Below are 25,764 nucleotides of genomic sequence, written 5' to 3' on the forward strand. Positions count from 1 at the left end.
CGAGAACCGTTCGGGTGACCCCGGAATGCCGGTCGGACCTTTTACCGCACCCGGTCGCCGGGAGCGCTCCCAATAACCGATGGCGCTGCTCGGACGCCTTAGCGCTCTTTTATCGATCACCCTGGATCAGCTCCCGGTGCCCGACTTCGCGCGTTCTGGAAAGGAAGTTCCCATCACCCTGCGGGGGATCTCACATCAGGTCTCACGGGCCGGGATGGAAGATCAACTAGTGAGACGGCTCCGCGCGGTCTCGCGCGCCAGCACCCGATGCAGCACCCGCGCGTCACCCAGCATCCCGCGCAGCCGCCGCTCCAGACCGGCGATCGGCACCAGATTCTGCGGCGCGCGCGGGTCCTTGTACGCCGACGAGGCAAGCCTCGGCAGCGTCACCCCGGACAGGTCGGCCAGCTCGATCGCCTGATCGGGGCTGAGCTCCGGCGAACACTCCACCCGCACCACGCCGGACCACGGCGCACCGGACGAGCCGGGCAGGCGCAGGTACCAGGACCAGCCGCCCCAGACCGTCTCGATCTTGAAGACCGGCGTCCGCTGGGCCGGCCGCAGCCGTGGCACGATCGCCTGCTGCGCGGCCGGGAGATATTGCTTCTGCTGAGTCTTGATGTACCCGATCGTGCGCGGCAGCTGACGCCGGCTGCGGAGCGGTCCGTCGACGATCAGCAGGTCGGCCCCGTCCGAGCCGCCGTCCCGGGCCGCCGCCGAGATCTCGATCTCCAGGGCGGTAAGCGGCGGTTGCACGGCGGCCGGCAGCTTGCTCGCCTCCCCCGTGCCGCTGACCCGGTGCACTTCGTATTTCACGGTGCCGGCCAGCAGATCGCCGACCGTCGGGCTGGCGGTGAACAGGCCTCGCGCCACTCGGGCGCCGGCCATCTCGGCGACACCGCGGGCGAGGTCACAGCGGACCACCCCAGCCGCGTACGAGGCGGCCAGGCCCGCGTACGACGTGCCGTCCTCCTCGGCCGTCCACAGGCCCGCGTCGTTGCGGCGGACCCCGTCGACCAGGAAGACGACGTCGGGCGCGCGGACCGAGGAGGAGACGTCGATCGGCGCCCACTCGGCGGCCGGCACCTCGACGTCCACGTCCACCTGCTGCGAGCTGGACGACGCCGGGCCGTCACCGCCGCCCTCGCCACCCTCGTACGAAGCGCCGTACGACGGATCCCACGCGTCCACGAACATGCTGGTCACAGGCCGACCCTCTCGACGTGCGCGGTCCGCGCGTCCTTGTGCACCTCGAACCTGACCGGGATCCGCTCGGCCAGCGACTGCACGTGGGTGACCAGACCGACCATCCGATCGCCGCGAGCGGCCAGGTTTTCCAGCGTGGCCGCCACCACGTCCAGGGTTGCCGCGTCCAGCGTGCCGAAACCCTCGTCCAGCACGATCGACTCCAGGCTGGCCGCGGTCGTGCTCATCCCGGCCAGCTGCTCGGAGAGGGCCAGCGCCAGAGCCAGCGACGCCTGGAACGTCTCACCGCCGGAGAGGGTCCGCACGCCGCGCTTGAGCCCCGCGTCGTGGTGGTCGACCACGAAGAACTCGCCCTTGTCGTGCATCAGTTCGTACTGCCCGTTGGTCAGCTCACGCAGGATCCCGGACGCGCCGTCGACAAGCAGGTCCAGCGCCTCCTCCAGCAGCCAGCGCTCGAAGTTGTTCGCCCGCAGGTGGCCGGCCAGCGATTTCGACACCCGGCTCTGCTGCTGCAGCGCGTTGCGCTGCTCCGCCGCGTCGTTTGCCTGCTGCCGGCGCTCGGCCAGCCGCTGCCAGGCCGCCTCGGCCCGCTCGGCGGCCACCGCGGCGGCCCGGATCAGCCCGGACTCCGCGTCCACCGAGGACACCGTGAGGTCCGCCTCGGTGAAGAGGTCGACGATCGCGCCGTGCGCCCGGACCGTCGTGACGTGCGCGGCGCCGACGGCGGTGTCCGCCTCGGCCCGCGCTGTCAGCCGGGCCTCGTGCTCCCCGCGTGCCCACCCGACCAGGGCCTGCCACGCGCCGGCGAGGTCGTCCCGGTCGGCCGGCGGCGGCACGAACCGGGCCAGGCCGTCTCGGACCGCGTCGAACGTGCGCCACGCCGCCCGCTGCTGCTCCTCGGCGGCACGAACCGCGGCCTGCGCCTTGCGGTGCGCCTCGCGGGCCGCGCGGACCGCCGTGGCCGCGTCCTCCAGCTTGCGCTGCAGCTCGCCGAGATCGGCCAGCCGGGCACGGACCGCGTCGATGTCGGGCAGCCCGGAGACCGCGGCGCGCACCTCGGCCAGCCGGGAGCGGTGATGCTCGTACTGGCCGCGCTTGCGCTCCAGGTCGCTCTCCACGTTGCGGGCCACCGCGTCGCGTTCCCGCCAGCGGGTCGCCGCCGACTCGGCAGCCTCACGCGCCGCGTTGCCGGCCGCCTCGGCGAGCCGGACCGCTGACTCTTTCGGCACCTCCGGGACCACGGTGACCGGCTGCTCGCAGACCGGGCAGTCGTGCCCGGCCTGCAGATGACCGCGCAGGGCGGCGGCCCGGTCGAGCTGCTGGGCGTCCCGGTAGTCCTGCCGGGCCTGCTCCAGCAGCTGCTGCGCGCCGAGGTTCTCGGCCTGGGCCAGCTCGGCGGCGGCCCGCGTGTCGCGGTACTCCACCTCGGCGACCGACACCTTGCCGGCGAACCAGTCCTCCTGCTCGACCAGCCGCTCCAGCTCGGTGTGCCGGTCCAGCATCAGCCGCAGCGTCCCGGCGTCACCGGCCGCGGCAAGCTCGCCGCGGATCTTCTCCTCGGCCTCCTCGGCCGCGTGCACCTCTTTCGCCGCCTGCTCGGCGGCGGCACGAGCAGCGGTGGTCGCCCCCGTCGCCTCGTCCAGCCCGGCCGGGGTACGCACGGACGACAGCGCCGTCAGCTCGGAGTCGATCGTGTCCCGCGTCGCGATGGCGGTCTTCTCCGCCTCACGGGCAGCGCGCAGCCCCGGAACGGCGGCCTCCACCGCGCGGGTGAGTTCCCGGATCCGTTCCAGCCGCTCGGCGGCCGCGCCGACCGCCTCGTCGGTGGCGTCGGTCAGCTGGCCGAGCTGCTGCTCCACGACGGAGAGCTTGGCCTCCGCGGCCTTGCCCCGCTCCGACGCCTTGAGCTGCACCTCCTCGTAGACGTGCAGCCCGAGCAGGTTGACCAGGATCTGCTGGCGGGTGGCCGGCTTGGCGTGCAGGAAATCGGCGAACTGACCCTGCGGCAGCACCACACAGCTGGTGAACTGCTCGTACGGCAGGCCGACCGCGTCCAGCACGGCCCGGTCCATCTCGGCCGGGGTGCCGGCCAGGGCCTCACCGAGGTCCTCCAGGTCCATGCCGGTATCCAGCTTGGTCACGTCGAAGCCGGGCGGCATCAGCTGCAGGCCGGCGCCGGCCGTCTTCACGTTGCCCCGGCCGTCGCGGCGGACCACCCGGGTCGCCACGTAACGATCACCGGCCGACTCGAAGCAGAGCCGCACCCGGGCCTCGGCCGCGGACGGCGCGAGGGCGTTGCCGATCCCCCGGGTGCCGCCCCACCGGGGGACCTGGCCGTACAGGGCGAAGCAGATCGCGTCGAGCACCGTCGACTTGCCCGAGCCGGTCGGGCCGACCAGGGCGAAGTAGTCGGCGTCGGTGAAGTCCACGGTGGTCGGGTCGCGGAAGACCGTGAAGCCGGCCATGTCGAGCCTCAGTGGCCTCATTGGTTGCTGCTCACCTCGTCGTAGAGCTCGTCGAAGAGCTCGCGGACGCCGTCCTCGGCGTTGCCGCGACTGTCCAGATAGTCACCGAAGAGCTCGCGCGGCGAACGGCCGGCGCGTTCCGCCGACCGCTTTCCTGATCTGTCCGGCAGCATGTCCGGGTCGATGCGCACCTCCAGCGCGTTCGGCAGGAGCTCCTGCACGTCCTCGCGGAGACCCGGCCGGGGCGTCTCCCGGATCAGGACACGCAGCCAGGCATCCGGAAGGTTCACCGTTTTCAGCTGCTCGAGGGTGCCGCGCACGGTACGCAAGGTCAGCGCCGAGGTCACCGGCACGTCCCGGACCCGGGCGGCCTGATCGGCGGAGACGTCCACGATCGCGACCGAGCAGACGTTCTCCTCCTCGCCGAAGTCGACGGCGAGCGGGCTGCCGCTGTACCGGGTGGGGCACGGCGAGATGATCTGCTGGGTGCGGTGCAGATGGCCGAGGGCGACGTAGTGCGCGTTCGGCGGGAAGACCGTGGCGGGCACCGCGTAACCCATGATGGTGTGCGCCTCGCGCTCGCCACCGCCGGTGCTCGCGCCGACGATCGTGAGGTGCGCGGTGAGAAGGTTCACCACGCCGGTCTCGGCGAACGGCTCGCTCAGCTTCGCGATCAGCCGGGCCACCAGATCGGCGTACGTCTGGTTGGCCTCGGCGGCGGACAACTCGTACATCTCGGCGGCACGGATCGCGTAGCGCTGGGACAGGAACGGCATCGCCACGAGCCGCCATCGCTCACCAGTCGCGGTCGTGCCTTCGATCAGAAGATCTTTAAGATCATTTTTGGGGTACGAGCCCCGCAACTCGATCCCCGCCGCGTCGGCCCACGGGCGCAGCGCGTCCAGCGCGGCGCCGTTGTCGTGGTTGCCGCCGATCGCCACCACCCGCGCGCCGGTCTTGCGCAACGCGGACAGCGCCCGGGTGACCAGGCGGGTCGCGTCGGCCGTCGGCGCCGCGGTGTCGTAGAGGTCACCCGCCACGATCACCAGGTCGGGCCGCTCCGCCTGGGCGATCTCGACCACCTGGGCCAGGACCCGGATGTGCTCGTCCTGCCGGTTTCGGCCCTTGAGGACCTTGCCGACGTGCCAATCGGAGGTGTGCAGGATGCGCATCGCAGAACCTTAGAACGGTTTAGAACGGGATGTCGTCGTCAGATCCGCCACCGCTACCGACCACGGCGAACGGGTCGGCGCCCTGGACTATCGAGCGGAGCGTCTCGGCGGGTGGCGGCCCGGACTCCGACTTGCGGGTCGCCCAGGCCGGGAACGGGAACTCGACACAGAGCGGGACCGGAATGTCCGGCTGGTTCACGAACATGGTGCCGGGGCGGGCCAGCAGCGCCCGCTGACGCATGGCCGGGGGCAGGAACCCGTATTCCGGCCGGGAGGCCTCGGCCGGGTCGAGGCGGCCGACCACCCGGATCGCCGAGTTCGTCACGATCCGGCGCTCCACCTCGCTCGCCGTCTGCTGCGCGCCGATCAGGATCACACCGAGTGAACGGCCACGCTCGGCGATGTCGAGCAGCACGTCCTTGATCGGCGAGGAGCCCTCACGCGGAGCGTATTTGTTGAGCTCGTCGAGGACGACGAAGAGCAGCGGGCGGCCGGTGCCGGATTTCTCCTTCTCCTCGAACTCGGTCTTCAGCGTCACGCCGACCACGAAACGCTGCGCCCGGTCCGGAAGGTTGTGCAGGTCGACGACGGTGACCTGGGCGCTCGCCGCGGTCTTGATCTGGTGCGGCCGGCGCGAGGCCAGGTCGCCGCGGATCAGCCGGGACAGGTCGCGCTTGCTGTTGATCAGGCGACGGGCGAACGCGTTGACGGTGCCCATGTTGATCGCGCTGCCGGCCCAGGTGGACCGGGTCTCGTCCTCGGTGAGCTGCTCGACGATGTGATCCACCAGGTCCTGGTAGGACCCGATCCGCTTGCCGTCGATGCTGATCCCGCCCTCGGCCGGGACCGCGTACCTGTTCAGGTGGGCGGTGACCGAGTGGACCACCATCGTGTACTGCTGGCGCTCGTCGTCGGCGTCGGCGAACACGTACGGCAGGAGTTTGTTCTCGCAGAACTCGGCGAGCGTCCAGTAGAACGAGTCGACGCCGGTGAGCCGGCTGCTCACATCGGGCGCGCCCGACGAGTCACCGGCGCGGGGCGGCGCGTAGACCCGGACGTCCGGGAACGGCGCGGCGGGCAGGCCGAGCAACGCGTACGCCTCGCGGGTCTTGTCGTCGAGCTTGGTGTTCGGATGGTCGAGGAAGAGGAGGTCCTCGCCCTTCACGTTGAAGATCAGCGCCCGCGCGTTGGGGCCGTCGGCGCCCAGTTGCCCGGAGCGAAACACCGAGTAGAGCAGGAACGTCGCGAAGCTGGTCTTGGTGGCGACGCCGGAGATGCCGGAGATCGACACGTGGGCGCCGCGGGTGCCGTCGAGGAAGTCGGCGTTGAGAAAGACCGGGACGCCGTCCCGGCCGGTGCCCATCGGAACCCGCCGCTCCATCCGGTCGAAGTGCAGCGCGGCGTCACGCGCCTCGCCGGTCGCCCGGTGGACCACCGCGCCCGGAGCCGGCGGGACGTAGAACTCCGGATCGACCCGCGTCGTGGTGATCTCGGCCGCTTCCTGAACCATGGCCGGCAGCGTGCCGTCGGCGATGGCGAAGACGTCCGAGTCGAACTGGGCGCCCTCGTGCCGCGCCCGGACCTGGGTCACCACCCCGGCGATCGTGACCGGTTCGCGGTCCGGCAACTCACGCTTGGTGACCACGACATCGTCGAGCTGCAGGTAACTGTCCGGGGACACGGCCGTCCAGAACTGCAACGGGGTGGCATCCGCGGTGCCAAGAACCCGTCCGACGGGGGAAATTTCGTCTGACACCCGGATCATGGTGCCTCAGGTGTACGACAAAATGCCCCTCGGATGTGTCGTCCACAACTTCTGGTGTCCATCCAAAGAGTTATGCACAAGATCTAGATCAAGAGGCGGAGGCGCGCCCCGGATCGAACCGATCGGCAGGGATCGGTCAATGAACGGGTGACGCACCCGTCCGATGCTGGAGAGGCGCCGATGCCGCGAAGCACCCCATTGATCACCGACGACGACGTGATCAGACGCTCGGCCTTCCTGGTCGCCTTCCGCTCCCGGCATCGGTACACCCCGCGGCCGCACACGTCCGCGCGCTGACCGCCGTGCTGGCGAAGCTCTCAGTGCCGGAACGCGAGGTCCTGACCCTGGTCAGCCAGGCACAGCTCAGCTACCTCGAGGTGGCCGAGGCCCTGAACATTCCGATCGGCACGGTTCGCTCCCGGTTGCACAGCGCCCGGAAACGGATCCGCACCGCGCTGAGCGACTTTCCCGGGCGTGACGGTGACCCCGGCCCGGTGGACCTGGCCGGCCGGTCCGGCATCGGGGTCGCCATCGTCGACGAGGCCGGCCGGCTGCCCTGATCAGGTTGAGGCTGGCCTGTTCGAGCCGCCGCGGGCGGCACGGGATCGAGAGATCGGTCGCGTGCGTCCACAGTCTGCCAGCATTGCCTGGTCAGTGACTGTGGCCCTGGCCGTGGTTGTGCCGGTGGATTGTGCCCTCGGTGATGACCCGGAGTTGTTCGTCGGCGTCGCGGCCGGCGAGCAAAGGTTGTCTGCGGTCCCACGTAGTGCCGTCGAGGGTGTCTTTGCGGCGGCGGGCAATGGCGGAAACGGCTTCCAGGACGACGCGGTTGGCGAGCAGGGCGGTGACGTCGGCGTGGTCGAAGGGTGGAGAGACTTCGACGATGTCGATACCGACGACCGGCAGTTCGTAGCAGATGCGCCGGACGGCGTCGAGGAGCTGGCGTGGGGAGATTCCGCCGGGTTCGGGGGTCCCGGTGCCCGGCGCCGACCCGGGGTCGACGACGTCGACGTCGACCGACAGGAAGACGCCGTCGCAGTCGTCGACGGCGATGGTGAAGGCTTCGTCGAGGCAGTCGGTGAAGCCGCGTTCGACGATCTCGGTCATCTCGAAGGAACGCAGCCGGTTGGCGGCCATCCAGTCCAGAATCGGCTCGTCGGGCCAGTAACCGCGTAGGCCGAGCTGCAGGAACCGGTCGCCGCGCAGGGCGCCGGACTCGACGAGTCGGCGCATCGGGGTGCCGTGCGCAACGAGGGAGCCGTCCAGGATGTCGCCGGTGTCGGCATGCGCATCAAAATGGATCATGGAGACTCTGCCGAAGCCGAGGTGCCGGGCGACGCCGGTGTGGTCGGGCCAGGCGATGGTGTGGTCACCGCCGAGGATGACCGGGATCGCGCCGGAAGAGGCGATCTTGTAGACGGCTTCCTCGACGCGGGCGACCGCCTCCTCGATGTGCCCGCTGAACAGCTCCACATCGCCGGCGTCGTAGACCTTGAGATCCTTGAGACCGTCGACGCGCAGGGCGAGGCTGGGCCGGGAGCCGTTCTGGCGCAGGTAGCAGGCTTGCCGGATGGCGGACGGGCCGAACCGGGTGCCCGAGCGGTAGGTCGTGCCGCCGTCGAGCGGCGCGCCGAGGATGACGATGTCGGCGTCCGTGTACGTGGACGGATCGTCGAGATCGCAGGCCTCGACGCCGAGGAACGTGATGGCGGGTCCGAACATGGCGGTCGGCTTGACCATGGAAGTGCCTTTCGTGGGGAACAGGACGGATGCGACGAGCGGTCAGGTGGTGGCGGGTTCGCCGGCGTGTGCGTCGGCGACAGCCAGAGCCTGGGTGTGTGCGTCGGCGACAGCCAGAGCCTGCGAGATCCTCCGGGTCGGCTTCGCCACGAGGAAGTACACGATTCCGGCAATCAGGATGAATGCGCAGACCAGAGGGGTGGCCCAGATCAGGTACCAGCCGGCGCCGGGCACATTGAGGATCTCGCGGGGCCAGGCGATGTTGACGGTCTGGAACGCCAGCCAGGCCACGGCGAGGGCGGTGACGGTCAGGACGGTGCGTCGCCGGGCGGGCGTGCCGTCCGGTACCCAGGTGCCGTGCAGCTGGCCGATCAGCGCGGCGACGGCGACGAGCAGGAAGGTGAGGTAGATGCCGCCGGTCCCGTAGCCGATCAGGGTGGCGATCGCGTTGGAGTTCAGTGCCAGCAGCAGGCCGGCGCAGGCGAGCACTCCGACAGAGAGGATCGCCGTGGTGGGCACGTCATTGCGACCGCCGACCTTGGCGAGGAACCGGCTACCGGGCAGCACGTCGTCGCGGGCGATGGACCACACCAGCCGTGACGCCATCGCGTTGGCTGCCAGCCCGCACGCCGCGAACGCGATCAGCACGGTCACTACGAAGGGCTTGTCCGACCAGGCCCCGAAGTTGGCCGCGACCGCCGTCGTGATCGGGTCGGTGTCGGCGCCGGCCTGTACCGCACCGAGATCCGGGTGCGACAGCGAGATGGCGGCCGCGTTGAGCAGCACGAGCGCGCCGACGCTGAGCATCGCCACCCAGATCGCCCGGGGCACGTTACGGGAGGCGTTCTTTGTCTCCTCCGCCCCGGCGATGCAGGCGTCGAAGCCGATGAACGCCCAACCGGCCACGGCCAGCACTGCGAGGAACACCTCGGGTTCGGGCAGGCCGAGTGAGGAGAAGCCACTGAAGTCCCACAGGGCCGAGACCGGCCGATTACGGAACAGCAGCACCAGCGCCCCGCCCACCAGCACCGAGGCCAGCGCCTCCGCCACGATCCCTGCGTTCAGGATCCGCCGCAGGAACGTGACACCCAGGGTGTTGCCGGCTGCGCAGGCCAGGTTGAACACCACGGCGCAGATCACCAGGTTCACCGGTGTCGCCTCGACCCCGATCAGGGACAAGATCCACGGCGCACCGAGGTAGGCGACGGTGGTCAGCGAGGCGATCAGCCCGCAGATCGAGAACCAGCCGGTGAACCACGCATATCGGGGCCCGACCAGCCTCCGGGTCCACTGGTAGGCGCCGCCCGCGATCGGATACTGCCGGGCCAGTTGGGAGTAGACGAACAACAGCAGGCAGTTACCCGCCAAGGCGATCGGCAGCACGGTCAGCCATGCCCCACCCGCGAGCGCGAGGCCGATCGCCGCCGTTGAGTACAAACCGATCACCGGGCTGATCGCGCCGAATCCGAGCGCGATGTTATGGAACAGGCCGAAGCCACGCTTGAGTTTCTGCTGGTAGGCAGCCTCGATCGACTGCACGTTCGCGGTAGTGGACATGGTGTCTCCCGCAGCGGTTGGGGCAGGGCACATGCTACTCGCTTAAGTGAATGGCATTTACTTAAGCGATGCGTGCACCGTCGCAGGCGGCCGTTACCCGTCCGTACCGGCTCGGTTTCGGAGCGATGACGGCAGCTAGGGTGACCGGATGAAGAGCGCTCCGGGTGTCCGGAAACGGCGTCGTCTGCTGGATATCGACCTGATTGTCGATTCCGCGATCGCGCTGATGGACGAGACCGGAACGATCACCATGGCCGACCTGGCGAATCGTCTGGGTTCCAGCCCAGCCGCGATCTACCGACACGTCGATGGCCGCAACGAGATCCTGATCCTGATCCGCAACCGCGTCCTCGAACCCGTCGGTGCGGCGGTCAACCCAGCGGCGCCCTGGACCGAGCAGATCGCCGCGTGGCTTCGCTCGCTGCGTGAGCATCTGGGCCGGCATCCTCGGCTCGTGCCCCTGCTGACCGCGCAGCACGTCACCTCGACCACCGAACTCGTGGGCTACGCCCGCGTCATCGACGTCCTCGGAGCAGCGGGTTTTCCCGACAGCGAACTGATCCTCTGGACCAGCGTCCTCGATGAGTTCGCCATCGGTTCCGCCCTCGACCTCTCCGCCCCCGACGAGGTCTGGCAGACCGACGACAGCACGCCGGCTCCGCTCATCGCCGCGCTGCAGGCCGCACCCAAAGGGCGCGCGCGCGTCGACGCGGCCTTCGAACTCGGTGTTCAAGCCCTCATCGCGGGCATGGAGAAGCGCCTTCAAGAGGTCACAAAGGGCCGATAGTCCCGTGCCGACGGTTGCGCTCGATCCCGTGTTCCGAGGGCACGATCAATGCACCGGGCACCCGGATTCACCGCGAGAACCTGCGGGTTCGCCGGCGATTGCGGGCCTTCGCGCGTACCGGAGGAAGAGCATGTCCTCGCGCGTGAGCACGTGGCGCAACCCCATCCGGCGGCCCGGCCCGGCAGGGCCGTGGGCGATGCGACCCGCCTGGCCGCCGGCGAGCAGCGGCGCGATGGTCAGGCACAGCTCGTCGACCAGGTCCTCGGCGATGAGCGAGCCGAGCAGCCCGGGTCCGCCCTCGCAGAGCAGCTGCGTCGCGCCGCGCTCGTGCAGCAGCTTCACCATCGCCCCGAGGTCGACGGAGTCGTCACCGAGCGCGACGATCTCGGCCACCTCCGCGAGAACGGCAGATGGTGTGGCACCCGCATGGGTGACCACGATCGGGCGACGCGGGGCATTGGAGAAGATCAGCTGTTCGGGGTTGAGATCGAGGCTTCCCGAAACGATCACCATGAGGGGGAACTCGGTCAGTCCGGCGGCCACTCGCCAGGCGCGGGCCTCCGAGGTCAGGCGTAACGCATCGTAGTTCTCGGCACGAACCGTGCCGGCCGCGACGATCAGTGCGTCGCAGGCCGTCCGGAGCGCGTCGAAGATATCTTTGTCGCCTGGCCCCTGCAGGCCGGCCGAGAGTCCATCGACCGAGACCGCACCGTCCGCACTGGCGATGAAGTTGACCCGCAGGACAGGTCCCGGATCACGCGGGTAGAGATCGGGCAACGACGCAGGCCAGGTATGCAAGGCGGTCACGCGTCCCGACAGTAGCCCGGACCGTTGTGATTTCGGGCATATCGCCAGGCTTGACGGGCGGGACACGGCCGTGCAATCGGTCCGAAACGCCAGGTGGGCAGGCTGTTACACAGGACGGCGCCACCGGCCGTTCGCAACGGGAGGAGTTTCATGTTGCTGCGGGTACGAGTCACCCTGCCGGACCGTCCCGGCGCCCTCGGACAGGTCGCGCGCACTCTCGGAGTCGCCGGCGCTGACATCGTCCAGGTCGTGGTGCTGGAACGCCTCGGCGGCCGGGCCTGTGACGACTTCACCGTCGTGTGGCCGGGCGCGTCCCGCGTCGAGCGCCTCCTCGCCGGATTGGCCGCCATCCCGGGCGTCCAGGTCGATGGCGTGTGGCAGGCGATAGGAGCTCCCGTCAACGGCGGACACGACGCCGAACTCCTCGCCCAGGTCGCCGCGAACCCGGCCGACGGCCTCGCCACCCTTGTCGACGCGGTCCCCGGGCTGCTCGCCGCCGACTGGGCCGCCGCCGCTGTGGTCCCGGCCGACTGGGCGTCGCGCAACGGCTCAGGCAACGTCGCGAGCGAGGCCCAGGTGCTGTACGCGAGCTGGCGCGCCCCGTCCCCGCTGCACCTGCCCGAGGTGACCCCGCTGCGGGCCCGCCCGTTCGCCGAGCCGGGAGGCCCGCGGTTCGCCGTGGCCCCGTTCGGCCGTGCCGGACTCGTGCTGGTCGTGGCGCGTACCGACGAGGACGACCTGCAGGCCGCCGCATTCCACGTCACCGAGGTGGATCGGGTCGCGCAGCTGGTTCGCGCCGCCGCCGTGATCCTCGGCGATCGGCTGGACACCGTCGCGCTGCCGGCGGCCATCGACGAAGTGGTGTGACCATCGTGACCCCGTGTGATCGTTCTAACGCGAAAATCGCAGGTCAGGCAATATTCGGGTAACAACGCCGGGGCACTCTTGAGTGCGGATCACGAGTGCATGAAAGGAGTGCCCCGCATGGCGTTGTGGCGAATTCGAGCCACGGTCGACGACCGTCCCGGCTACCTTTCCGTGCTGACCGCGAGCCTGGCTCTGCGGTCGGTGAACATCCTTGCCGTCCAGGTGCACACGACCGAGGAGGGTGCGGTCGACGACTTCCTCGTCGACGCGCCCGACGCGCTGACCGACGCGGACGTTCTCGCCGCCGTGGTCAAGGGTCGTGGCCGGGACGTCTTCGTGACGAGGGCCGAGGCGCAGGGTTTAGCCGATCAGCCGACCCGCGCGCTGGCTCTGGCCGGCCGTCTCGTGCACGAGCCGGACGCTCTCGGCGAGACCCTGGTGGCCCTGCTCGACGCGACCGAGGTGCGGTGGCGCCCCGGCAGCGTGACCGAGCAGCCCGGCTTCCACGGTGGACGGATGACGCTCGCCGACCCGGCCGGCGGCTCCTACGAGGTGCTCCGCGCCCTGCCCGCCTTCACCCCCGCCGAGTACGCCCGGGCGCAGGCCCTGGTCGAGCTCGCCGGCGTGGTCGTGCGGCAGCAGCGCGAACAGGTGACCCTGCTCCTTTCCGACGGCTCCGAGCTGGTCGTCCGCCCGGCGACGAAAGACGACCTGGCGGCCGTCCGCGAGCTGCACGAGAGCTGCTCTCCGGCCACGCTGCGGCGGCGGTACCTGAGCGGCTCGGTCCCCGGTGACAACCGGCTGCGCCAGCTGCTCGAACCGGCCGGCGGCGTGACGCTCGTCGCCGCGACACCGGCCGGCGCCGTGATCGCGATGGCGAACCTGATCACCGAGGGCGATCTCGGCGAGGTCGCCCTGCTGGTCGAGGACGGCTGGCAGCGGCGTGGTCTCGGCACCGCCCTGCTGCGCAGGCTCTACGGGTACGCCGAACGCTCCGGTTTCGCGGCCGTGGTGGCGCACACCGGCGCTGACAACGTGGCGATGCTGCGCACGCTGCGACGACTCGGCGCCGGATCGATCGAGCGCGACGGAACGCTGGTCAGCGTCACACTGCCGACGGCCGGAAGTCCGGTCGGCAAAGAGACTCCTGCCACCTCCGGGTGATGGGTGAGAGGGGTGGCGGCAACCTGGTTCAGGAAGCCGCCACCCAAGGGTTTTTCAACCCCTCGACAGACCGTGCTCCATGCAGGTTGCTGTCCAGCCGGTGGGTACCACCTGCACCTTCATGCGGCGGCGGCACTGCGGGCAGAACCTCGGCGGCTCCAGCTCGCGCGCTGCTGTGCATCCGGAGTGGTCACCCTCGGCAGCCGGTAGCCCGCACCTGTCGCAGAACACTGGCCCGCCCACCTCTAGAACGTGGCTGACAGCGACTTGACCGGCATCTTCAGGTCCTGGAGCAGCTCCAGGTCGGCGGTGGCGGGCCGGCCCAGCGTCGTCAGGTAATTGCCGACGATCACCGCGTTGATGCCGCCGAGGAGGCCTTCACGCGTACCCAAGTCGCCAAGGGTGATCTCGCGCCCTCCGGCGTACCGAAGAATGGTCTTGGGCATCGCGAGCCGGAAGGCGGCGATCGCGCGCAGCGCGTCCTTGCCCTCCACGACCGGGCGGTCACCGAGGGGCGTGCCCGGACGGGGGTTGAGGAAGTTCAGCGGGACCTCGTGCGGGTCGAGCTCGGCCAGTTGCGCCGCGAACTCGGCACGCTGCTCGATGGTCTCACCCAGGCCCAGGATGCCGCCGCAGCAAACCTCCATGCCGGAGTCACGCACCATCTTCAGCGTGCCCCAGCGCTCCTCCCACGAATGGGTGGTCACCACGTTGGTGAAGTAGGAGCGGCAGGTCTCCAGGTTGTGGTTGTAGCGGTGCACGCCCATCTCGACGAGGTCGTCGACCTGCTCCTGGGTGAGCATGCCGAGGCTGGCGGCGACCTGGATGTCGACCGCTTCCTTGATGGCTTTCACCCCGGCGCGCATCTGGTCCATGAGTTTCTTGTCCGGGCCGCGCACGGCGGCCACGATGCAGAACTCGGTCGCGCCGGTGGCCGCGGTCTGTTTCGCCGCCTCCACGAGAGAGGGAATGTCCAGCCAGACGGCGCGCACGGGTGATGAGAAAAGTCCCGACTGGGAGCAGAAGTGACAGTCCTCGGGGCAGCCGCCGGTCTTCAGCGAGATGATGCCCTCGACCTCGACCTCCGGGCCGCACCACTTCATCCGCACGTCATGGGCCAGCTGCAACAACGCGGGCAGGTCCTCGTCGGGCGAACGGAGAACCTCCAGGATCTCCGTCTCGGTGAGGCCGGCGCCGCCGTCGAGGACCCGGGTCCGGGCCCGGTCGAGGATGTCTGGCATGCCCGTACCCTACAGAGTTCCCGGCCCGGGCAGGACTGTCGGTGGTGGGTGGTAGTTTCCGGGTCTCGTGATCTCTGGGGGTGTCTTGACCGGCTGGTTGGAGGCGATCGAACGCCTGGCCCGCGAGCGGGCCAAGGCGGGGCTCACCCGTCAGCTGCGCCCTCGTGCGGCAGGTGACAGCGTCGTTGATCTCGCCGGGAACGACTACTTGGGACTCTCCGTTCACCCGGACGTGGTGGCCGCCGCTCGGGACGCGCTCGACGCCTACGGCCTGGGCGCCACCGGCTCCCGCCTGGTCCGCGGCACCACCGAGGCACATGCCGAGCTGGAGTCCGCGCTGGCCGGCTGGCTCGGCGCGGAAAGCGCGCTGGTCTTCTCCTCGGGCTACCTGGCGAACCTCGCGGTGGTCCGGGCCGTCGGCGCGGTCTGCGACCTGATCGTCTCCGATGCCTACAACCACGCGTCGCTGATCGACGGCTGCAAGATCTCCGGCATCCCGGTGAAAATCGCGCCGCACAACGATCCAGCAGCTGTCGCCGCCATGGTGAAAGAGCATCCGGGCCGGGCCGCGGTGGTCACCGAGTCGGTCTTCTCGGTCGACGGTGATCTCGCCCCGCTCGCGGCGCTGCACGAGGTGACCTCGGCGCACGGCGCGTTGCTGATCGTCGACGACGCCCACGCGCTCGGCCTGCTCGGCTCTGAGGGCGCCGGTGGCGTCGCCGCGGCCGGCCTGGCCGGGCAGCCCGACGTGCTCGTCACCGCCACCCTCTCCAAGGCGCTCGGCGGCGCCGGCGGCGTGGTGGCCGGTCCGGCGGTGTTCGTCCGGCACCTGGTCGACACCGGCCGCACCTTCATCTATGACACCGCGCCACCCCCGGCCGTGGTCGCCGGGGTGCTCACCGCCGTCCGGGTGGCTCGCGCCGCCGACGACAGGCGTGCTGAGCTGTCCAGGCGGGGCGCACGGATAGCCACGCGGCTGCGGGAGGCGGGCTTCGACGTCCGCGACCCGGCCGCCGGGGTTCTCTCCGTGCCCGCGCCCGGCCCGGAAGCGGCCGTCGCCTGGGCCGCCGACTGCCGCGATCGTGGTGTGGCAGTGGGCTGCTTCCGGCCGCCTTCGACGCCGGACGGCAGCTCGCGGCTCCGGCTGACCCTGAACGCGGGTGTTACCGAGGCGGATTTCGCCAACGCCCTGAAAGTGATCGTGGAGTGCGCACCATGACGGCCGACCCCCCTTCCGGCTCCTACTATTCCGGCATTTCGGTGGCGCCCCCGCCCCGATCACGAGGCGGCCACGGGCTGCCCCTCGCCATGCCACCTCGAAAGCGGACGCTCGTCGATCCGCTTCAAGCACATGGTGGCGGGCGGCAGCGGTTCTCGACCGCGCCACCCGCGTCTCCTGAAGAGATCCCGGCGGAGATCCCGTCGGAGCCGCCGCTGGTCGAGGCCGATGTCGACGGTGAGGCTCTCGCCGCCGAGATAGACACCGAGCTCGCCGCGCAGGCGCAACCCCTGCCGAGCCGCTCCGAGCAGCACGAGTGGCACGGCGTCGTGCTCGTCACCGGCACCGACACCGAGGTCGGCAAGACCATCACGACAGCCGCGATGGCCGCTGCGGCCCAGTCCGCCGGCCTGCGCGTCGCGGTGATCAAACCCGGTCAGACCGGCACCAACACCGGCGCGCCCACGGACGCCGACGTGATCAGCCGGCTGGCCGGCACGGAAACCGTGCGCACCCTCGCCGAATACCCGGAACCGCTCGCCCCGCTGGCCGCCGCGAAAGTCGCCGGGCTGCCCCCGCTCGACCTGTCCGACGTGGTCGACGCGATCCGGGCCGAGGCCGACAAGCACGACCTGGTGCTGGTCGAGGGCGCGGGCGGGCTGCTCGTGCCGATGGGCCTGCGCGCCTCCGGCGAGCCGTGGACGTTCGCCGACCTGGCGACCACCCTCGGCGCCGACGTGATCGTCGTGGCCCGCGCCGGTCTGGGCACGCTCAACCACACGTCGCTGACGCTGGAAGCGCTGCACCGGCGCGGCGTCTACGCCCGGGTGATCATCGGTGCCTGGCCGGCCGAGCCGGAGCTGGTGCACTGGGCCAACCTGGGCGATCTCGTCCCGCACATGGTCGGAGCGCTGCCGTCCGGCGCCGGTTCGATGGATCCGGGCGTGTTCCGCAGATCCGCTCCGGGGTGGCTCACACCGGCACTGCACGGCGTCCTGGACAACTGGCGCGTCTGGGCGGAGGAAGCGGGATAACGGGCGCGCCGGTCACAATTGCTGTGCCGGGAGGTGGTCGACATGCACACTGGCCGCGTGGCTTTCACCCTGACGATCGACTGTGGCGGCGGCGGCATCAAGGGCTCGGTCCTCGATGAGGCCGGCACGATGCGGGCACACCCCATCCGGGTGCCGACACCGTACCCTCTGCCGCCCGAACTCTTCGTCAAGACTCTGGTGAATCTGGGCGAACAACTGCCGAACGCAGACCGCGTCACGGTCGGCATGCCTGGGATGATCCGGCACGGCGTGGTGGTGGCGACTCCGCATTACGTGACCCGTTCCGGACCGCGCACCAGGATCGACCCGGAGCTGGTCGAGGCGTGGCGGGGGTTCGACGCGCGTACCGCCCTGGCCGACGCGTTCGGGCTGCCCACGCTGGTGCTCAACGACGCCGAGGTGCACGGCGCTGGGGTGGTCGCGGGCACCGGCTGCGAGTTGGTGCTGACCCTCGGCACCGGGCTGGGCTGCGCGCTCTTCGACGGCGGCGAGCTGGCCCCGCACCTGGAGATGTCGCAGGCGCCGGTCCGCTGGGGGATGTCCTACGACACCTACATCGGCGAGCACGAACGCCGCCGCCTCGGCGACGCCCTCTGGTCGCGCCGGGTCCGCAACGTGATCGAGGGCCTGCGGCCGGTCTTCCTCTGGGACCGGGTCTACCTGGGCGGTGGCAACAGCAGGCTGATCACCGCCACACAACTGGCCCGGATGGGCGACGATGTGGTGGTGGTTCCGAACACCGCGGGCATCGTCGGCGGCGTCCGCGCCTGGACGCTGGGACAACGATGACGGGGCAACGATGACGCCACAGGCCGTGCTTCTCGATTTCGGCGGCGTGCTCGCCGATGCCCCGCCGCAGCGGGTCGCGCCGCCGGAACTGGTGCTGCGCCTCTTCAACCTGATCAAGGGCGCGCTCCCGCCGGGCGAGATCCAGCGCTCGCTCACCGAGGGTGCCGCGGCCTACGCCGCGTGGCGTGACGAGGACTGGCCGGACGAGATGCCCCAGGCCGAGGTCTGGGAACGCTTCGTGATCGCCGATTGGCCGTCCGAGGCCCAGGCCAGGACCCGCACGGCCATTCCCCGTCTCAGTTACGACTGGGCCTGGCGGGACGGCTGGCACCTGCGCCCGGGCATTCCCGAGGCGCTCACGGCAATCACCGAACGTGACATCCCGCTGGCGGTGGTCAGCAACACGCTGTCCGGAGCCGCCCATCGCGACTTCCTCGACAAAACCGGCGTGAGCCACCTTTTCGCCACCCAGGTCTACAGCGACGAAGCAGGCGTCCGCAAACCCAACCCACAGATGATCTGGAACGCCACCGACACCCTCGGCATCCCCCCGCCGAACTGCTGGTTCATCGGCGACAGCCGCCGCCGCGACGTCCTCTGCGCCCGCCGCGCCGACATCGGCAAAGCCATCCTGATGACCTCCACCCGCACCACCACCGAGTCCCCCGACGGCTGGCCCGACCCCGACCACGAGATCCAGGACGGATTCGGCCTGCTCACCCTCTTTCATGAGTACGCCTGACCGCACACCCCCGTGACGCACCGGACGACTGACGTCCGTCCCCCCGGCGCACCCCGCCGCCGGCCCCGGCGACCCGTCACCCTCAGTACGGGTTACCCGTGCCCGGCAGTCGGCCCCGCAACAAGCCACCCATCCGCCCCGGCATGTCCGCGTCACCACGCATCGGTGGCGTCTCGGCGTGCGCACGGTCGGCGAGACCCGCCACCAACTCCCGCAAAGCGGTCACCGCGTCGACCCGAGGTCGCCACCCCAGCTCGTCAGCGGCCCGATCGCAGCTCATCAGCGGCGCCTTCAGCCCCAGGCGTACCCATCCGCGATCCACCGGCTGCAGACGCAGCCACCAGCTCAGCGCGGCGGCACCCTCAAGAGCAAAACCAGGCACAGGCACGGGTACGCCACGGAAAGCCCGCGCCGCCACCTCCGGATCCAGTACCGGTCCGGCCGCCAGATTGAACGCCCCACCGACATCGGACCGCAGGACAGACAGGTACGCCTCCGCCACGTCGTCCGCGTGAACCGCCTGCATCCGCAGTCCGGGGTGGGCGGGGATCACCGGGATCCAGCCGAAGCGGAGCAGCCGGGCCGGCAGCAGCGGACCGGCGAAGTACCGCCCGATCTCGGTTCCGGCGTCCCGCTGGAAGATCAGCCCGGGGCGTACCCGGACCACCCGCAGCATCGGATGGTCGGACTCGATCTCGTCGAGCATGCGTTCCACCAGGACCTTGTGCCTGCTGTACGACGATTCGAGCAAACCGCCCCGACGCCAGTCCTCGGTCACGTACGCGTGTTTCGGCCCCGGCGAGTACACGCCGACCGACGACGCCTGAACCACTGTGGGCACGCCGGCCCGCAGCGCCGCCTGGAAGACGGCCCGGCTGCCGAGCACGTTGGTCCGGTACAGCACCCGCTGGTCGTGGCTGGGCTGGATCTGCCAGGCCAGGTTGACCACGGCGTCGGCGCCCCGGAGAACGGGCGTGAGGAGTTCGGTGGCGCCGTCCTCGCCGATGTCCACCGAATGCCATTCCAGCGAGGAATTCTCGGGGAGACGGCGGCTCACTCCGGCCACATCGATGTCGGATTCGGTCCGGAGGCGGCGCAGCAGGGCCGTTCCGGCGTTACCGCTGGCACCCACGATCACTACACGCATGTGTCTGGCGGTACCCCGGTACGGCGCGTTGAACCGTCATGGTTAAACGTCAGTTGGCCGCCGTTTTGCCCGTCGAATTTCCTGCCGCTTTGCCAGCTGCCTTGCCTGCCGCTTTGCCTGCGTAGACGCGGTCGGTGATGAACGGGAAGGCATTCGACAGCACGATGGCCGCCCGATACTTACCCGGCACCACCACCCGGCGACGGGGGCGTTTGATGACCCGCTCCACCGCTTCGGCGACGATTTCCGGGCCAGGCAGGCCGGAACGATGTGCGGTCAGCTCGGTCGCGACGAATCCCGGCTCGACGAGACTCACGCCGATACCTGTTCCGGCCAGTTCCCGGCGTACCGAGTCGTTGATCCCCCGCAGGCCGAACTTGCTCGCCGAATACGCGCCGCCGATGCCGATCTCACCGGCCACCGAACCGATGTTCACGATGGCTCCGGAACCCTGCTCCCGCATGACCGGCACGACCACGCGCATCAGCCGGATCGGGGCGAGCAGATTTACCTCGATAATCGCGCGGACTTCTCCGTCGCCGGTCAGCACCGACGCGTCACCGCCGACACCGGCGTTGTTGACGAGGGCGTCGATCCGGCCGGTCAATTCCACAGTGCGTTTCACCAGGTTCCCGGCGGCGTCCGGCTCGGCGAGATCGGTGGGCACGACATGAGCCGCCCCCAACCCTGCGGCAGCGATCTCCGCGGCCAATGTCTCCAGTTCAGCGGCCCTGCGAGCGGCCAGCACAACCGTCCAGCCACGGCCGGCCAGGCGCAGCGCGGTGGCCCGCCCGATGCCGCTGGACGCTCCGGTCACGATGACGACCGCCATCCACGCCTCCCAGGTCAGAAACCAGGTCACAAAAAGGGCGGCGCCGCATTACCGCGACACCGCCATCTTTGTATCAGCGCTTGGCGTGGTACGCCTCGACGATGTGGCTCGGGATCCGGCCACGCTCGGACACCGGGTGCCCGTTCTTGTTGGCCCACTCGCGAATTGCCTGGTTCTGGTCACGGCTGGACCGGCTGGAACTGGCCGGCGCGATGCGACGGGCAGCCGCCGGCGCGACACCGGAACGACCGAGACGGGTCGCCGCGGAGAGGAACGGCTCGAGAGATTTCCGCAGCTTACCGGCGTTTTTCTCGGACAGGTCGATGGTGAAGTTCACGCCGTCCAGCCCGAATTCGACGGTGCGGTCGGCCTCGCCACCGTCGAGGTCGTCGGTGAGAAGCGTAATTATCTGCTTGGCCATGTGGTCGTCGCTCCTGTAGCGAAGGCATTCGGGTTGACAGCGCGAATCGTTGTCGTCGCATTCATTGTGTCGCGCACGCGGTATCCAGTGCAAATTGCCCGTTCTGGCATGTCGCAATGCCGCAACTCTTTTCGAGACCGTCAATGTGCGGTAACGTGACATCTGGGAGCGCTCCCAGGAGTTCAGCAGCGTCGATGGTGCGACGCTGACTGACCGGTGGCCGGGAGTGCCAGCCACAGACCCGAGCCGCCTCGTCGCCGATCCTCCGGTGCCGGGGCGGTTCGTCCACTCCAAAGGGCCAGACAGACCGTCAAGACCGGAAAAGGTCAGACCGCTACCGATTGCGTATTACGCATCCAAGCCAAAACCTCGGTCGGCCCCATCGGGCTGCTGAACAGGAATCCCTGCCCGAACGGACATCCCATCCGGACCAGCAGATCGCGGTGCACCGGGCTCTCGATCCCCTCGGCCACGACCACGAGTTGCTGCGACTGTGCAAGGCTGACGATTCCACTGACCAGGGCCAGCGGCTGCTGACTGGTCACCATGTCGTCGATGAACATCTTGTCGATCTTCACGACGTCGATCGGGCGCTGACGCAGATATCCGAGCGACGAGTACCCGGTGCCGAAGTCGTCGATCGCGATCCGGATCCCCATGTCGCGCAGCGCGCTCAGGTCGGTCCAGATCTGTTCGTCGTCCTTCACCAGCAGGGTCTCGGTGATCTCCAGCATCAGGCTGGAGGCGGGCACACCCGTGTTGTTGAGCGCGTTGCGTACCTGGTCGACGAAGCCGGACTCGCGGAACTGGCGTACCGAGACGTTGACGCTCATGTACGGCGCCTGTCCCGGAGACAGGATCCGGCGCCACTCGGCGACCGTACGCAGCGCCTCTTCGAGCACCCAGCGGCCCATCGGCACGATCAGGCCACTCTCCTCGGCCACCTCGATGAACTGGTCCGGCGTGATGATGCCGCGTTTCGGGTGATGCCAGCGGACCAGTGCCTCGAACCCGACCGCCGAGCCCGACGGCAGGTCGACGATCGGCTGGTAGTGCAGCAGGAAGTGCCCCTCGTTGACCGCATGGTCCAGCGCCGACCGCAGCTCCAGCCGCTCGACCATCTCGGCGTGCAGGTGGGCCTGGTACCGGCGCCACTGGTTCTTGCCGGCGCCCTTCGCGACGTACAGCGCCAGGTCGGCCTGGCGGAGCAGCTCGTCCGCGTCGTTCGCCTCGGGTGTGGTGGTGATGCCGATGCTCGCCATGGCGTACAGCGGCTTGGCGTCGGTCTCGACCGGCGCCGCGAGAGCGGCGAAGATCCGGTTCGCGGTCTCCTCCACGGCGCCCGGGTCGTTCACGTTCTCCACCAGCGCGGCGAACTCGTCACCGCCGAGCCGGGCCGCGGTGTCGTCGGCCCGCAGCGCACCGGCGATCCGGTGCGCCACCGCGATCAGCAGCTGGTCGCCGACCGCGTGACCGAGAGTGTCGTTGACGATCTTGAAGTCGTCCAGGTCGATGAAGAGCACGCCGACCACGGATCCGTCCCGGGCGCCACGGGCCAGGGCGTGCTTCAGCCGGTCGTTGAACAGGACCCGGTTCGCCAGCCCGGTCATCGCGTCGTGGAACGCCTGATGGGTGAGCTCGCGTTCGAGCTGGCGCTGCTCGGTGACGTCCCGCATCGTGACGACCAACCCGGAGACGGTCGGCTCCGCGCGCAGGTCACGGCAGTGCAATTCCAGCAACACCTCGGTACGCCGATTGCCCCGCGCCCGGAAGTCGAGCTGCTGCTGCAACTGCTCGCCACCACGCACCTCGGCCAGCACCTCGGCCAGCCGGCTGCGCTCCCCCGGGTGGATCACCTCGGGCAACAGGGCGCCGGTCGGGTCACCGCCGAAGACGCCGACCGCCGACGGGCTCGCGTACCGGATGCGGTCTTCCTCGTCGATGATCGTGATGACGTCGGCGGTGTTCTGGATCAGCGTCCGGAAGTACGTCTCACTGTTGCGCCGAGCCACCTCCTGGCTCAGCGCGATCCGTTCCAGGGCGAGGGCGACCTGCCCGGCCAGCACCTCCACCGACCGGTGCAATTCCAGCAGCGCCCAGGTCGGCGCGCCGACGTGCAGGACGCCGAGCAGCGGATCTCCGGTCGGCCGGTCCTTGAGCACCATCGGGCAGCGCAGCGTCTTGTTGAACTGGGTGAGGCGTACCGCGACGGCCCAGTCCACGTCGCGGGTGCTGACCAGGCGGGCTGCCGTACCGGTGGCCCGATCCACGGCCGCCTGCGCGGCCGCTTCCTGCGACTGCGGCTCGACCTGCACGATGGTGACCGCGAGGACCACCCCGTGCGGCACGTCGCCGGGGATGAGCTGAGCCACGGCGGTACGCACGGCCAAACCCACCGCCTCGGTGTCGGCGGCCGAGACGAGGGCCGCGGATGCCTCCCGCAGGCCACGCTCGCGGGCCATCACCTGCCCGTGGCTCGTCATGATCCCGGCCATCCGGGCCAGCACGAGCAGCAGCATCAGCATGCTCAGCCCGGCCACCACGGTCACCCCGGCGACCTGGCTGTCCCGGTACATCTTGGCCAGCAGCACGGTCGGCGCGACCAGGGCGGCCACCGCCAGCAGCGCGAGCCGCCCCCGGCTGGTCTCGGCCGGTGGTTTCTCACCGGGCCGGGTCAGCTCCGCCATCGACGGCACGAGCGCGGCCAGGCCGGCCGCCGCGTAGAACGTCACATGCCCGACGGCCGGGTGCCGGAAGACGTCGGCCACCAGCATCGCGAACACGCCGGCGCCCAGCCAGTGCCCGGGCACCACGAGCCGGCCCGGCATCGTCGCGAGCCGGATCAGCAGGCCGAGGCAGAGCAGGTCGGCGAGGGGCATCGCCAGGTCCGGCCAGGTGTCGACGGCGGCGTCCAGGCGGGGGCCGACCACGAACGTCCAGATCAGCAGCGCCACGCCGGCCGTCACGGTGAGCGCGTCGAGCAGACCGGCTCGATCCCGCACCGACTCGGTACGCCGCCGCACGAACCCGCCAAGAGCAAGAGCCAGCACTCCGTACGCGACAAGCAGCAGCACGGTGCCGGCCGATTCCAGCCAGGTCAGCCAGTTCGTGATGAACGAGGGCGCCTCAGAGGCCGCGCCACCGGCTGCCGAAAGGCCGACCGCACCGGCGAGCAACCACCACGGACGGGTGTCGTCGGGCTGGCTGCCACGCATCCCGGTGACCACGGCCGCGATGGCGGACACCCCGGCGAGCAGCCGGAGCGGAGCCTGCAGACCGGGTTCCAGCACGAGGACCACGGCGATCGTCGTCATCCAGCCGCCGAAGAGGGCGGCGGACCACCTGGTCGGCATCCTGCTCCCTCCGCACGTATATGTCGGCCTGATCGGCCCGATCGCCGCGCGACTGAGCGATAGCGGCACAATCGGGAGGTGCTATCGGAGTTCCTGCAGGCCCATACCGTGCTCGCGCCGGTCCCTTTCATCCCCGAGATCACCCTGTGGCAGGCCGAGGAGCCGATCGCGCTCTGGGAGGCCACCGAGGCGGCCGGGACCTCACAGCCACCACCGTTCTGGGCTTTCGCCTGGGCCGGCGGGCAGGCGCTGGCCCGGCACATCCTCGACGACCCGGACCTGGTGGCCGCCCGCAGCGTGCTGGACCTGGCGACCGGTTCGGGCCTGGTGGCGGTGGCCGCCGCCCGGGCCGGGGCGTCCCCGGTCACGGCCAACGACATCGACCCGCTCTCGCTGGCGGCCACCGAGGCCAACGCCAAGGCCAACAACGTACGCGTGGAAACGGTCGAGGCCGATCTCCTGGACAGCGACGAGAAGTACGGCGTGGTCCTGGCCGGCGACGTCTTCTACAGCCGCGAGATGACTGCCCGGGTCCTGCCGTTCCTGCGCCGGGCAGCAGGCCGAGGCTCGCTGGTGCTGGTGGGCGACCCCGGCCGCGCCTATCTCCCCGAGGGCCTGATCAAACGAGCCACGTACGAGGTTCCGGTCTCCGAGGCCCTCGAATCAGTCCCGGTCCGCTCCACGACGGTCTGGCAACTGGTCCCCTGAAGGATCCGCTCAGCGCGAACAAGGGTGTCACTGTGCCCCAGCAACGGTGTAAGCATGTAATCAAGTAAGTGTTCGGGTCTGCCGCAGGCCGGCCCGGCACTACCTCTGGGGAGGTTGACATGCGAATTCGAATGAGCCCACCCGGTGGACGGACCGAACCGCCCAGCGCCGACGACGCTCCCGCCTGGGTGACCGGCGCCATCCCGGACGGCTGGTTCACCGAGCCGCCCGAGATCGTCGTCGACCGCGACGAGATCATCATCTGGGGCCGGCTGGCCCCGCCCGAGCTGACGGCCGAGGCGACCGACGCCGACCAGGCCGCCGGTCAGGCCGGGCGGATCGCCCAGTTCCGGGAGGACACCCGCGACGGCCGGATCCGGGTCGCCCGCCAGGTCGAGCACCGTTACCAGCGCAAGGTCGCCTGGGGCGCACGCTGCGGCGACACGTCCGACCTGTTCACCCATCTGGCAGCGCCGGTGATGACCCGCCTGCGCCAGCCCGAGCGCCAGGTCCTCGACACCCTGGTCGACGCCGGCGTGGCCCGCTCCCGCTCCGACGCCCTCGCCTGGTGCGTCAAGCTGGTCGGCCGCCACACCGAGGACTGGCTGACCGAACTGCGCGGCGCGATGACCAAGGTCGACGAACTACGCCGCCAGGGCCCCGAGGCCTGACAGCAGCCCCGCCGGCCCGCGCCGGGCCCGAAAGGGCAGGCGCGGGCCGGCGCGCA

The 25,764-nt window shown here is 70.0% G+C and carries 23 protein-coding genes; 10 read left to right on the forward strand and 13 right to left on the reverse strand.

What is annotated here, in order from left to right:
• Positions 1-222: 222 nt before the first annotated feature.
• From ACQP2E_RS32035 to ACQP2E_RS32050, 4 genes are read right to left on the reverse strand one after another with little or no spacing between them, the layout of a single operon-like run.
• Entirely contained in the window at positions 223-1,206 is a 984-nt protein-coding gene (locus ACQP2E_RS32035; RefSeq protein ID WP_433826705.1) for a hypothetical protein, read from the reverse strand.
• Positions 1,203-3,692 carry an AAA family ATPase gene (locus ACQP2E_RS32040; protein WP_433826706.1) on the reverse strand — a complete coding sequence of 830 codons (2,490 nt, stop codon included), beginning with the start codon at positions 3,690-3,692 and terminating at the stop codon, positions 1,203-1,205. Before ACQP2E_RS32040 ends, ACQP2E_RS32035 begins: the two co-directional genes overlap by 4 nt.
• Positions 3,689-4,843: an exonuclease SbcCD subunit D gene (locus ACQP2E_RS32045; protein ID WP_433826707.1), complete on the reverse strand. Its 1,155-nt coding sequence runs from the start codon at positions 4,841-4,843 to the stop codon at positions 3,689-3,691. Before ACQP2E_RS32045 ends, ACQP2E_RS32040 begins: the two co-directional genes overlap by 4 nt.
• Positions 4,844-4,862: 19 nt before the next feature.
• Complete coding sequence (locus tag ACQP2E_RS32050) at positions 4,863-6,608, reverse strand: ATP-binding protein (RefSeq protein WP_433826708.1); 1,746 nt, start codon at positions 6,606-6,608, stop codon at positions 4,863-4,865.
• 302 nt (positions 6,609-6,910) lie between these two features.
• Here ACQP2E_RS32050 and ACQP2E_RS32055 point away from each other — a divergent pair, with 302 nt between their 5' ends.
• Entirely contained in the window at positions 6,911-7,168 is a 258-nt protein-coding gene (locus tag ACQP2E_RS32055) for an RNA polymerase sigma factor (RefSeq protein ID WP_433826709.1), read from the forward strand.
• A gap of 91 nt (positions 7,169-7,259) precedes the next feature.
• Here the strand turns inward: ACQP2E_RS32055 and speB are convergent, their stop codons facing one another.
• Both speB and ACQP2E_RS32065 read right to left on the reverse strand, forming a co-directional pair.
• The gene (speB, locus tag ACQP2E_RS32060; protein ID WP_433826710.1) at positions 7,260-8,348 is read right to left on the reverse strand and encodes an agmatinase; all 1,089 of its coding nucleotides are present in this window, start codon (positions 8,346-8,348) and stop codon (positions 7,260-7,262) included.
• A 42-nt stretch (positions 8,349-8,390) separates the two neighbouring features.
• Positions 8,391-9,905, reverse strand: a complete 1,515-nt coding sequence (locus ACQP2E_RS32065) for an APC family permease (protein ID WP_433826711.1) — start codon at positions 9,903-9,905, stop codon at positions 8,391-8,393.
• Positions 9,906-10,053: 148 nt separating this feature from the next.
• On the opposite strand from ACQP2E_RS32065, the gene ACQP2E_RS32070 reads away from it, so the two are divergent.
• Positions 10,054-10,692, forward strand: a complete 639-nt coding sequence (locus tag ACQP2E_RS32070; RefSeq protein ID WP_433826712.1) for a TetR/AcrR family transcriptional regulator — start codon at positions 10,054-10,056, stop codon at positions 10,690-10,692.
• 45 nt (positions 10,693-10,737) lie between these two features.
• Here ACQP2E_RS32070 and ACQP2E_RS32075 read toward each other — a convergent pair whose 3' ends face one another.
• Positions 10,738-11,499 (reverse strand): pyrimidine reductase family protein, encoded by a 762-nt coding sequence (locus ACQP2E_RS32075; RefSeq protein WP_433826713.1) that lies wholly within the window; start codon positions 11,497-11,499, stop codon positions 10,738-10,740.
• A 150-nt stretch (positions 11,500-11,649) separates the two neighbouring features.
• On the opposite strand from ACQP2E_RS32075, the gene ACQP2E_RS32080 reads away from it, so the two are divergent.
• Both ACQP2E_RS32080 and ACQP2E_RS32085 read left to right on the forward strand, forming a co-directional pair.
• Positions 11,650-12,366, forward strand: coding sequence for an amino acid-binding protein (locus ACQP2E_RS32080; RefSeq protein WP_433826714.1), 717 nt, complete (start codon positions 11,650-11,652; stop codon positions 12,364-12,366).
• 117 nt (positions 12,367-12,483) lie between these two features.
• Positions 12,484-13,530 (forward strand): GNAT family N-acetyltransferase, encoded by a 1,047-nt coding sequence (locus ACQP2E_RS32085; RefSeq protein ID WP_433826715.1) that lies wholly within the window; start codon positions 12,484-12,486, stop codon positions 13,528-13,530.
• 54 nt (positions 13,531-13,584) lie between these two features.
• Here the strand turns inward: ACQP2E_RS32085 and ACQP2E_RS32090 are convergent, their stop codons facing one another.
• Both ACQP2E_RS32090 and bioB read right to left on the reverse strand, forming a co-directional pair.
• Complete coding sequence (locus ACQP2E_RS32090; RefSeq protein WP_433826717.1) at positions 13,585-13,773, reverse strand: hypothetical protein; 189 nt, start codon at positions 13,771-13,773, stop codon at positions 13,585-13,587.
• Positions 13,774-13,775: 2 nt separating this feature from the next.
• Positions 13,776-14,771: a biotin synthase BioB gene (gene bioB / locus ACQP2E_RS32095; RefSeq protein ID WP_433826718.1), complete on the reverse strand. Its 996-nt coding sequence runs from the start codon at positions 14,769-14,771 to the stop codon at positions 13,776-13,778.
• An 85-nt stretch (positions 14,772-14,856) separates the two neighbouring features.
• On the opposite strand from bioB, the gene ACQP2E_RS32100 reads away from it, so the two are divergent.
• From ACQP2E_RS32100 to ACQP2E_RS32115, 4 genes are all read left to right on the forward strand, one after another.
• Positions 14,857-15,990 (forward strand): 8-amino-7-oxononanoate synthase, encoded by a 1,134-nt coding sequence (locus tag ACQP2E_RS32100; RefSeq protein WP_433826719.1) that lies wholly within the window; start codon positions 14,857-14,859, stop codon positions 15,988-15,990.
• Between the two features lie 290 nt (positions 15,991-16,280).
• Positions 16,281-17,024 (forward strand): dethiobiotin synthase, encoded by a 744-nt coding sequence (gene bioD, locus ACQP2E_RS32105; protein WP_433834114.1) that lies wholly within the window; start codon positions 16,281-16,283, stop codon positions 17,022-17,024.
• A gap of 57 nt (positions 17,025-17,081) precedes the next feature.
• The gene (locus ACQP2E_RS32110) at positions 17,082-17,834 is read left to right on the forward strand and encodes an ROK family protein (RefSeq protein WP_111651619.1); all 753 of its coding nucleotides are present in this window, start codon (positions 17,082-17,084) and stop codon (positions 17,832-17,834) included.
• Between the two features lie 10 nt (positions 17,835-17,844).
• A complete protein-coding gene (locus ACQP2E_RS32115; RefSeq protein ID WP_433826720.1) occupies positions 17,845-18,576 on the forward strand; it encodes an HAD family hydrolase in 732 nt (243 codons plus the stop codon).
• An 82-nt stretch (positions 18,577-18,658) separates the two neighbouring features.
• On the opposite strand, the gene ACQP2E_RS32120 is transcribed toward ACQP2E_RS32115, so the two are convergent.
• From ACQP2E_RS32120 to ACQP2E_RS32135, 4 genes are all read right to left on the reverse strand, one after another.
• Positions 18,659-19,723 (reverse strand): NAD-dependent epimerase/dehydratase family protein, encoded by a 1,065-nt coding sequence (locus ACQP2E_RS32120; RefSeq protein WP_433826722.1) that lies wholly within the window; start codon positions 19,721-19,723, stop codon positions 18,659-18,661.
• A 49-nt stretch (positions 19,724-19,772) separates the two neighbouring features.
• Positions 19,773-20,555, reverse strand: coding sequence for an SDR family NAD(P)-dependent oxidoreductase (locus tag ACQP2E_RS32125; RefSeq protein ID WP_433826724.1), 783 nt, complete (start codon positions 20,553-20,555; stop codon positions 19,773-19,775).
• A 73-nt stretch (positions 20,556-20,628) separates the two neighbouring features.
• Positions 20,629-20,976, reverse strand: a complete 348-nt coding sequence (locus ACQP2E_RS32130) for a histone-like nucleoid-structuring protein Lsr2 (RefSeq protein WP_433826725.1) — start codon at positions 20,974-20,976, stop codon at positions 20,629-20,631.
• 326 nt (positions 20,977-21,302) lie between these two features.
• Entirely contained in the window at positions 21,303-24,329 is a 3,027-nt protein-coding gene (locus ACQP2E_RS32135) for a putative bifunctional diguanylate cyclase/phosphodiesterase (RefSeq protein ID WP_433826726.1), read from the reverse strand.
• Between the two features lie 78 nt (positions 24,330-24,407).
• Between ACQP2E_RS32135 and ACQP2E_RS32140 the strand changes: the two genes are divergently transcribed.
• Positions 24,408-25,037: a class I SAM-dependent methyltransferase gene (locus tag ACQP2E_RS32140; RefSeq protein ID WP_433826727.1), complete on the forward strand. Its 630-nt coding sequence runs from the start codon at positions 24,408-24,410 to the stop codon at positions 25,035-25,037.
• 119 nt (positions 25,038-25,156) lie between these two features.
• Positions 25,157-25,708 (forward strand): hypothetical protein, encoded by a 552-nt coding sequence (locus tag ACQP2E_RS32145; RefSeq protein ID WP_433826728.1) that lies wholly within the window; start codon positions 25,157-25,159, stop codon positions 25,706-25,708.
• The last annotated feature ends 56 nt before the right edge of the window (positions 25,709-25,764 follow it).

The sequence above is a fragment of the Actinoplanes sp. CA-015351 genome (assembly GCF_050955685.1).
In the GTDB taxonomy this organism is placed as follows: Bacteria; Actinomycetota; Actinomycetes; order Mycobacteriales; family Micromonosporaceae; genus Actinoplanes.

Excerpts from the sequence above, each read along its gene's own strand:
- ACQP2E_RS32040 (WP_433826706.1), bottom strand. The coding sequence starts at position 3,692 with ATGAGGCCACTGAGGCTCGACATGGCCGGCTTCACGGTCTTCCGCGAC.
- ACQP2E_RS32045 (WP_433826707.1), bottom strand. The coding sequence starts at position 4,843 with ATGCGCATCCTGCACACCTCCGATTGGCACGTCGGCAAGGTCCTCAAG.
- ACQP2E_RS32050 (WP_433826708.1), bottom strand. The coding sequence starts at position 6,608 with ATGATCCGGGTGTCAGACGAAATTTCCCCCGTCGGACGGGTTCTTGGC.
- speB (WP_433826710.1), bottom strand. The coding sequence starts at position 8,348 with ATGGTCAAGCCGACCGCCATGTTCGGACCCGCCATCACGTTCCTCGGC.
- ACQP2E_RS32065 (WP_433826711.1), bottom strand. The coding sequence starts at position 9,905 with ATGTCCACTACCGCGAACGTGCAGTCGATCGAGGCTGCCTACCAGCAG.
- ACQP2E_RS32070 (WP_433826712.1), top strand. The coding sequence starts at position 10,054 with ATGAAGAGCGCTCCGGGTGTCCGGAAACGGCGTCGTCTGCTGGATATC.
- ACQP2E_RS32080 (WP_433826714.1), top strand. The coding sequence starts at position 11,650 with ATGTTGCTGCGGGTACGAGTCACCCTGCCGGACCGTCCCGGCGCCCTC.
- ACQP2E_RS32085 (WP_433826715.1), top strand. The coding sequence starts at position 12,484 with ATGGCGTTGTGGCGAATTCGAGCCACGGTCGACGACCGTCCCGGCTAC.
- bioB (WP_433826718.1), bottom strand. The coding sequence starts at position 14,771 with ATGCCAGACATCCTCGACCGGGCCCGGACCCGGGTCCTCGACGGCGGC.
- ACQP2E_RS32115 (WP_433826720.1), top strand. The coding sequence starts at position 17,845 with ATGACGCCACAGGCCGTGCTTCTCGATTTCGGCGGCGTGCTCGCCGAT.
- ACQP2E_RS32120 (WP_433826722.1), bottom strand. The coding sequence starts at position 19,723 with ATGCGTGTAGTGATCGTGGGTGCCAGCGGTAACGCCGGAACGGCCCTG.
- ACQP2E_RS32125 (WP_433826724.1), bottom strand. The coding sequence starts at position 20,555 with ATGGCGGTCGTCATCGTGACCGGAGCGTCCAGCGGCATCGGGCGGGCC.
- ACQP2E_RS32130 (WP_433826725.1), bottom strand. The coding sequence starts at position 20,976 with ATGGCCAAGCAGATAATTACGCTTCTCACCGACGACCTCGACGGTGGC.
- ACQP2E_RS32135 (WP_433826726.1), bottom strand. The coding sequence starts at position 24,329 with ATGCCGACCAGGTGGTCCGCCGCCCTCTTCGGCGGCTGGATGACGACG.
- ACQP2E_RS32145 (WP_433826728.1), top strand. The coding sequence starts at position 25,157 with ATGCGAATTCGAATGAGCCCACCCGGTGGACGGACCGAACCGCCCAGC.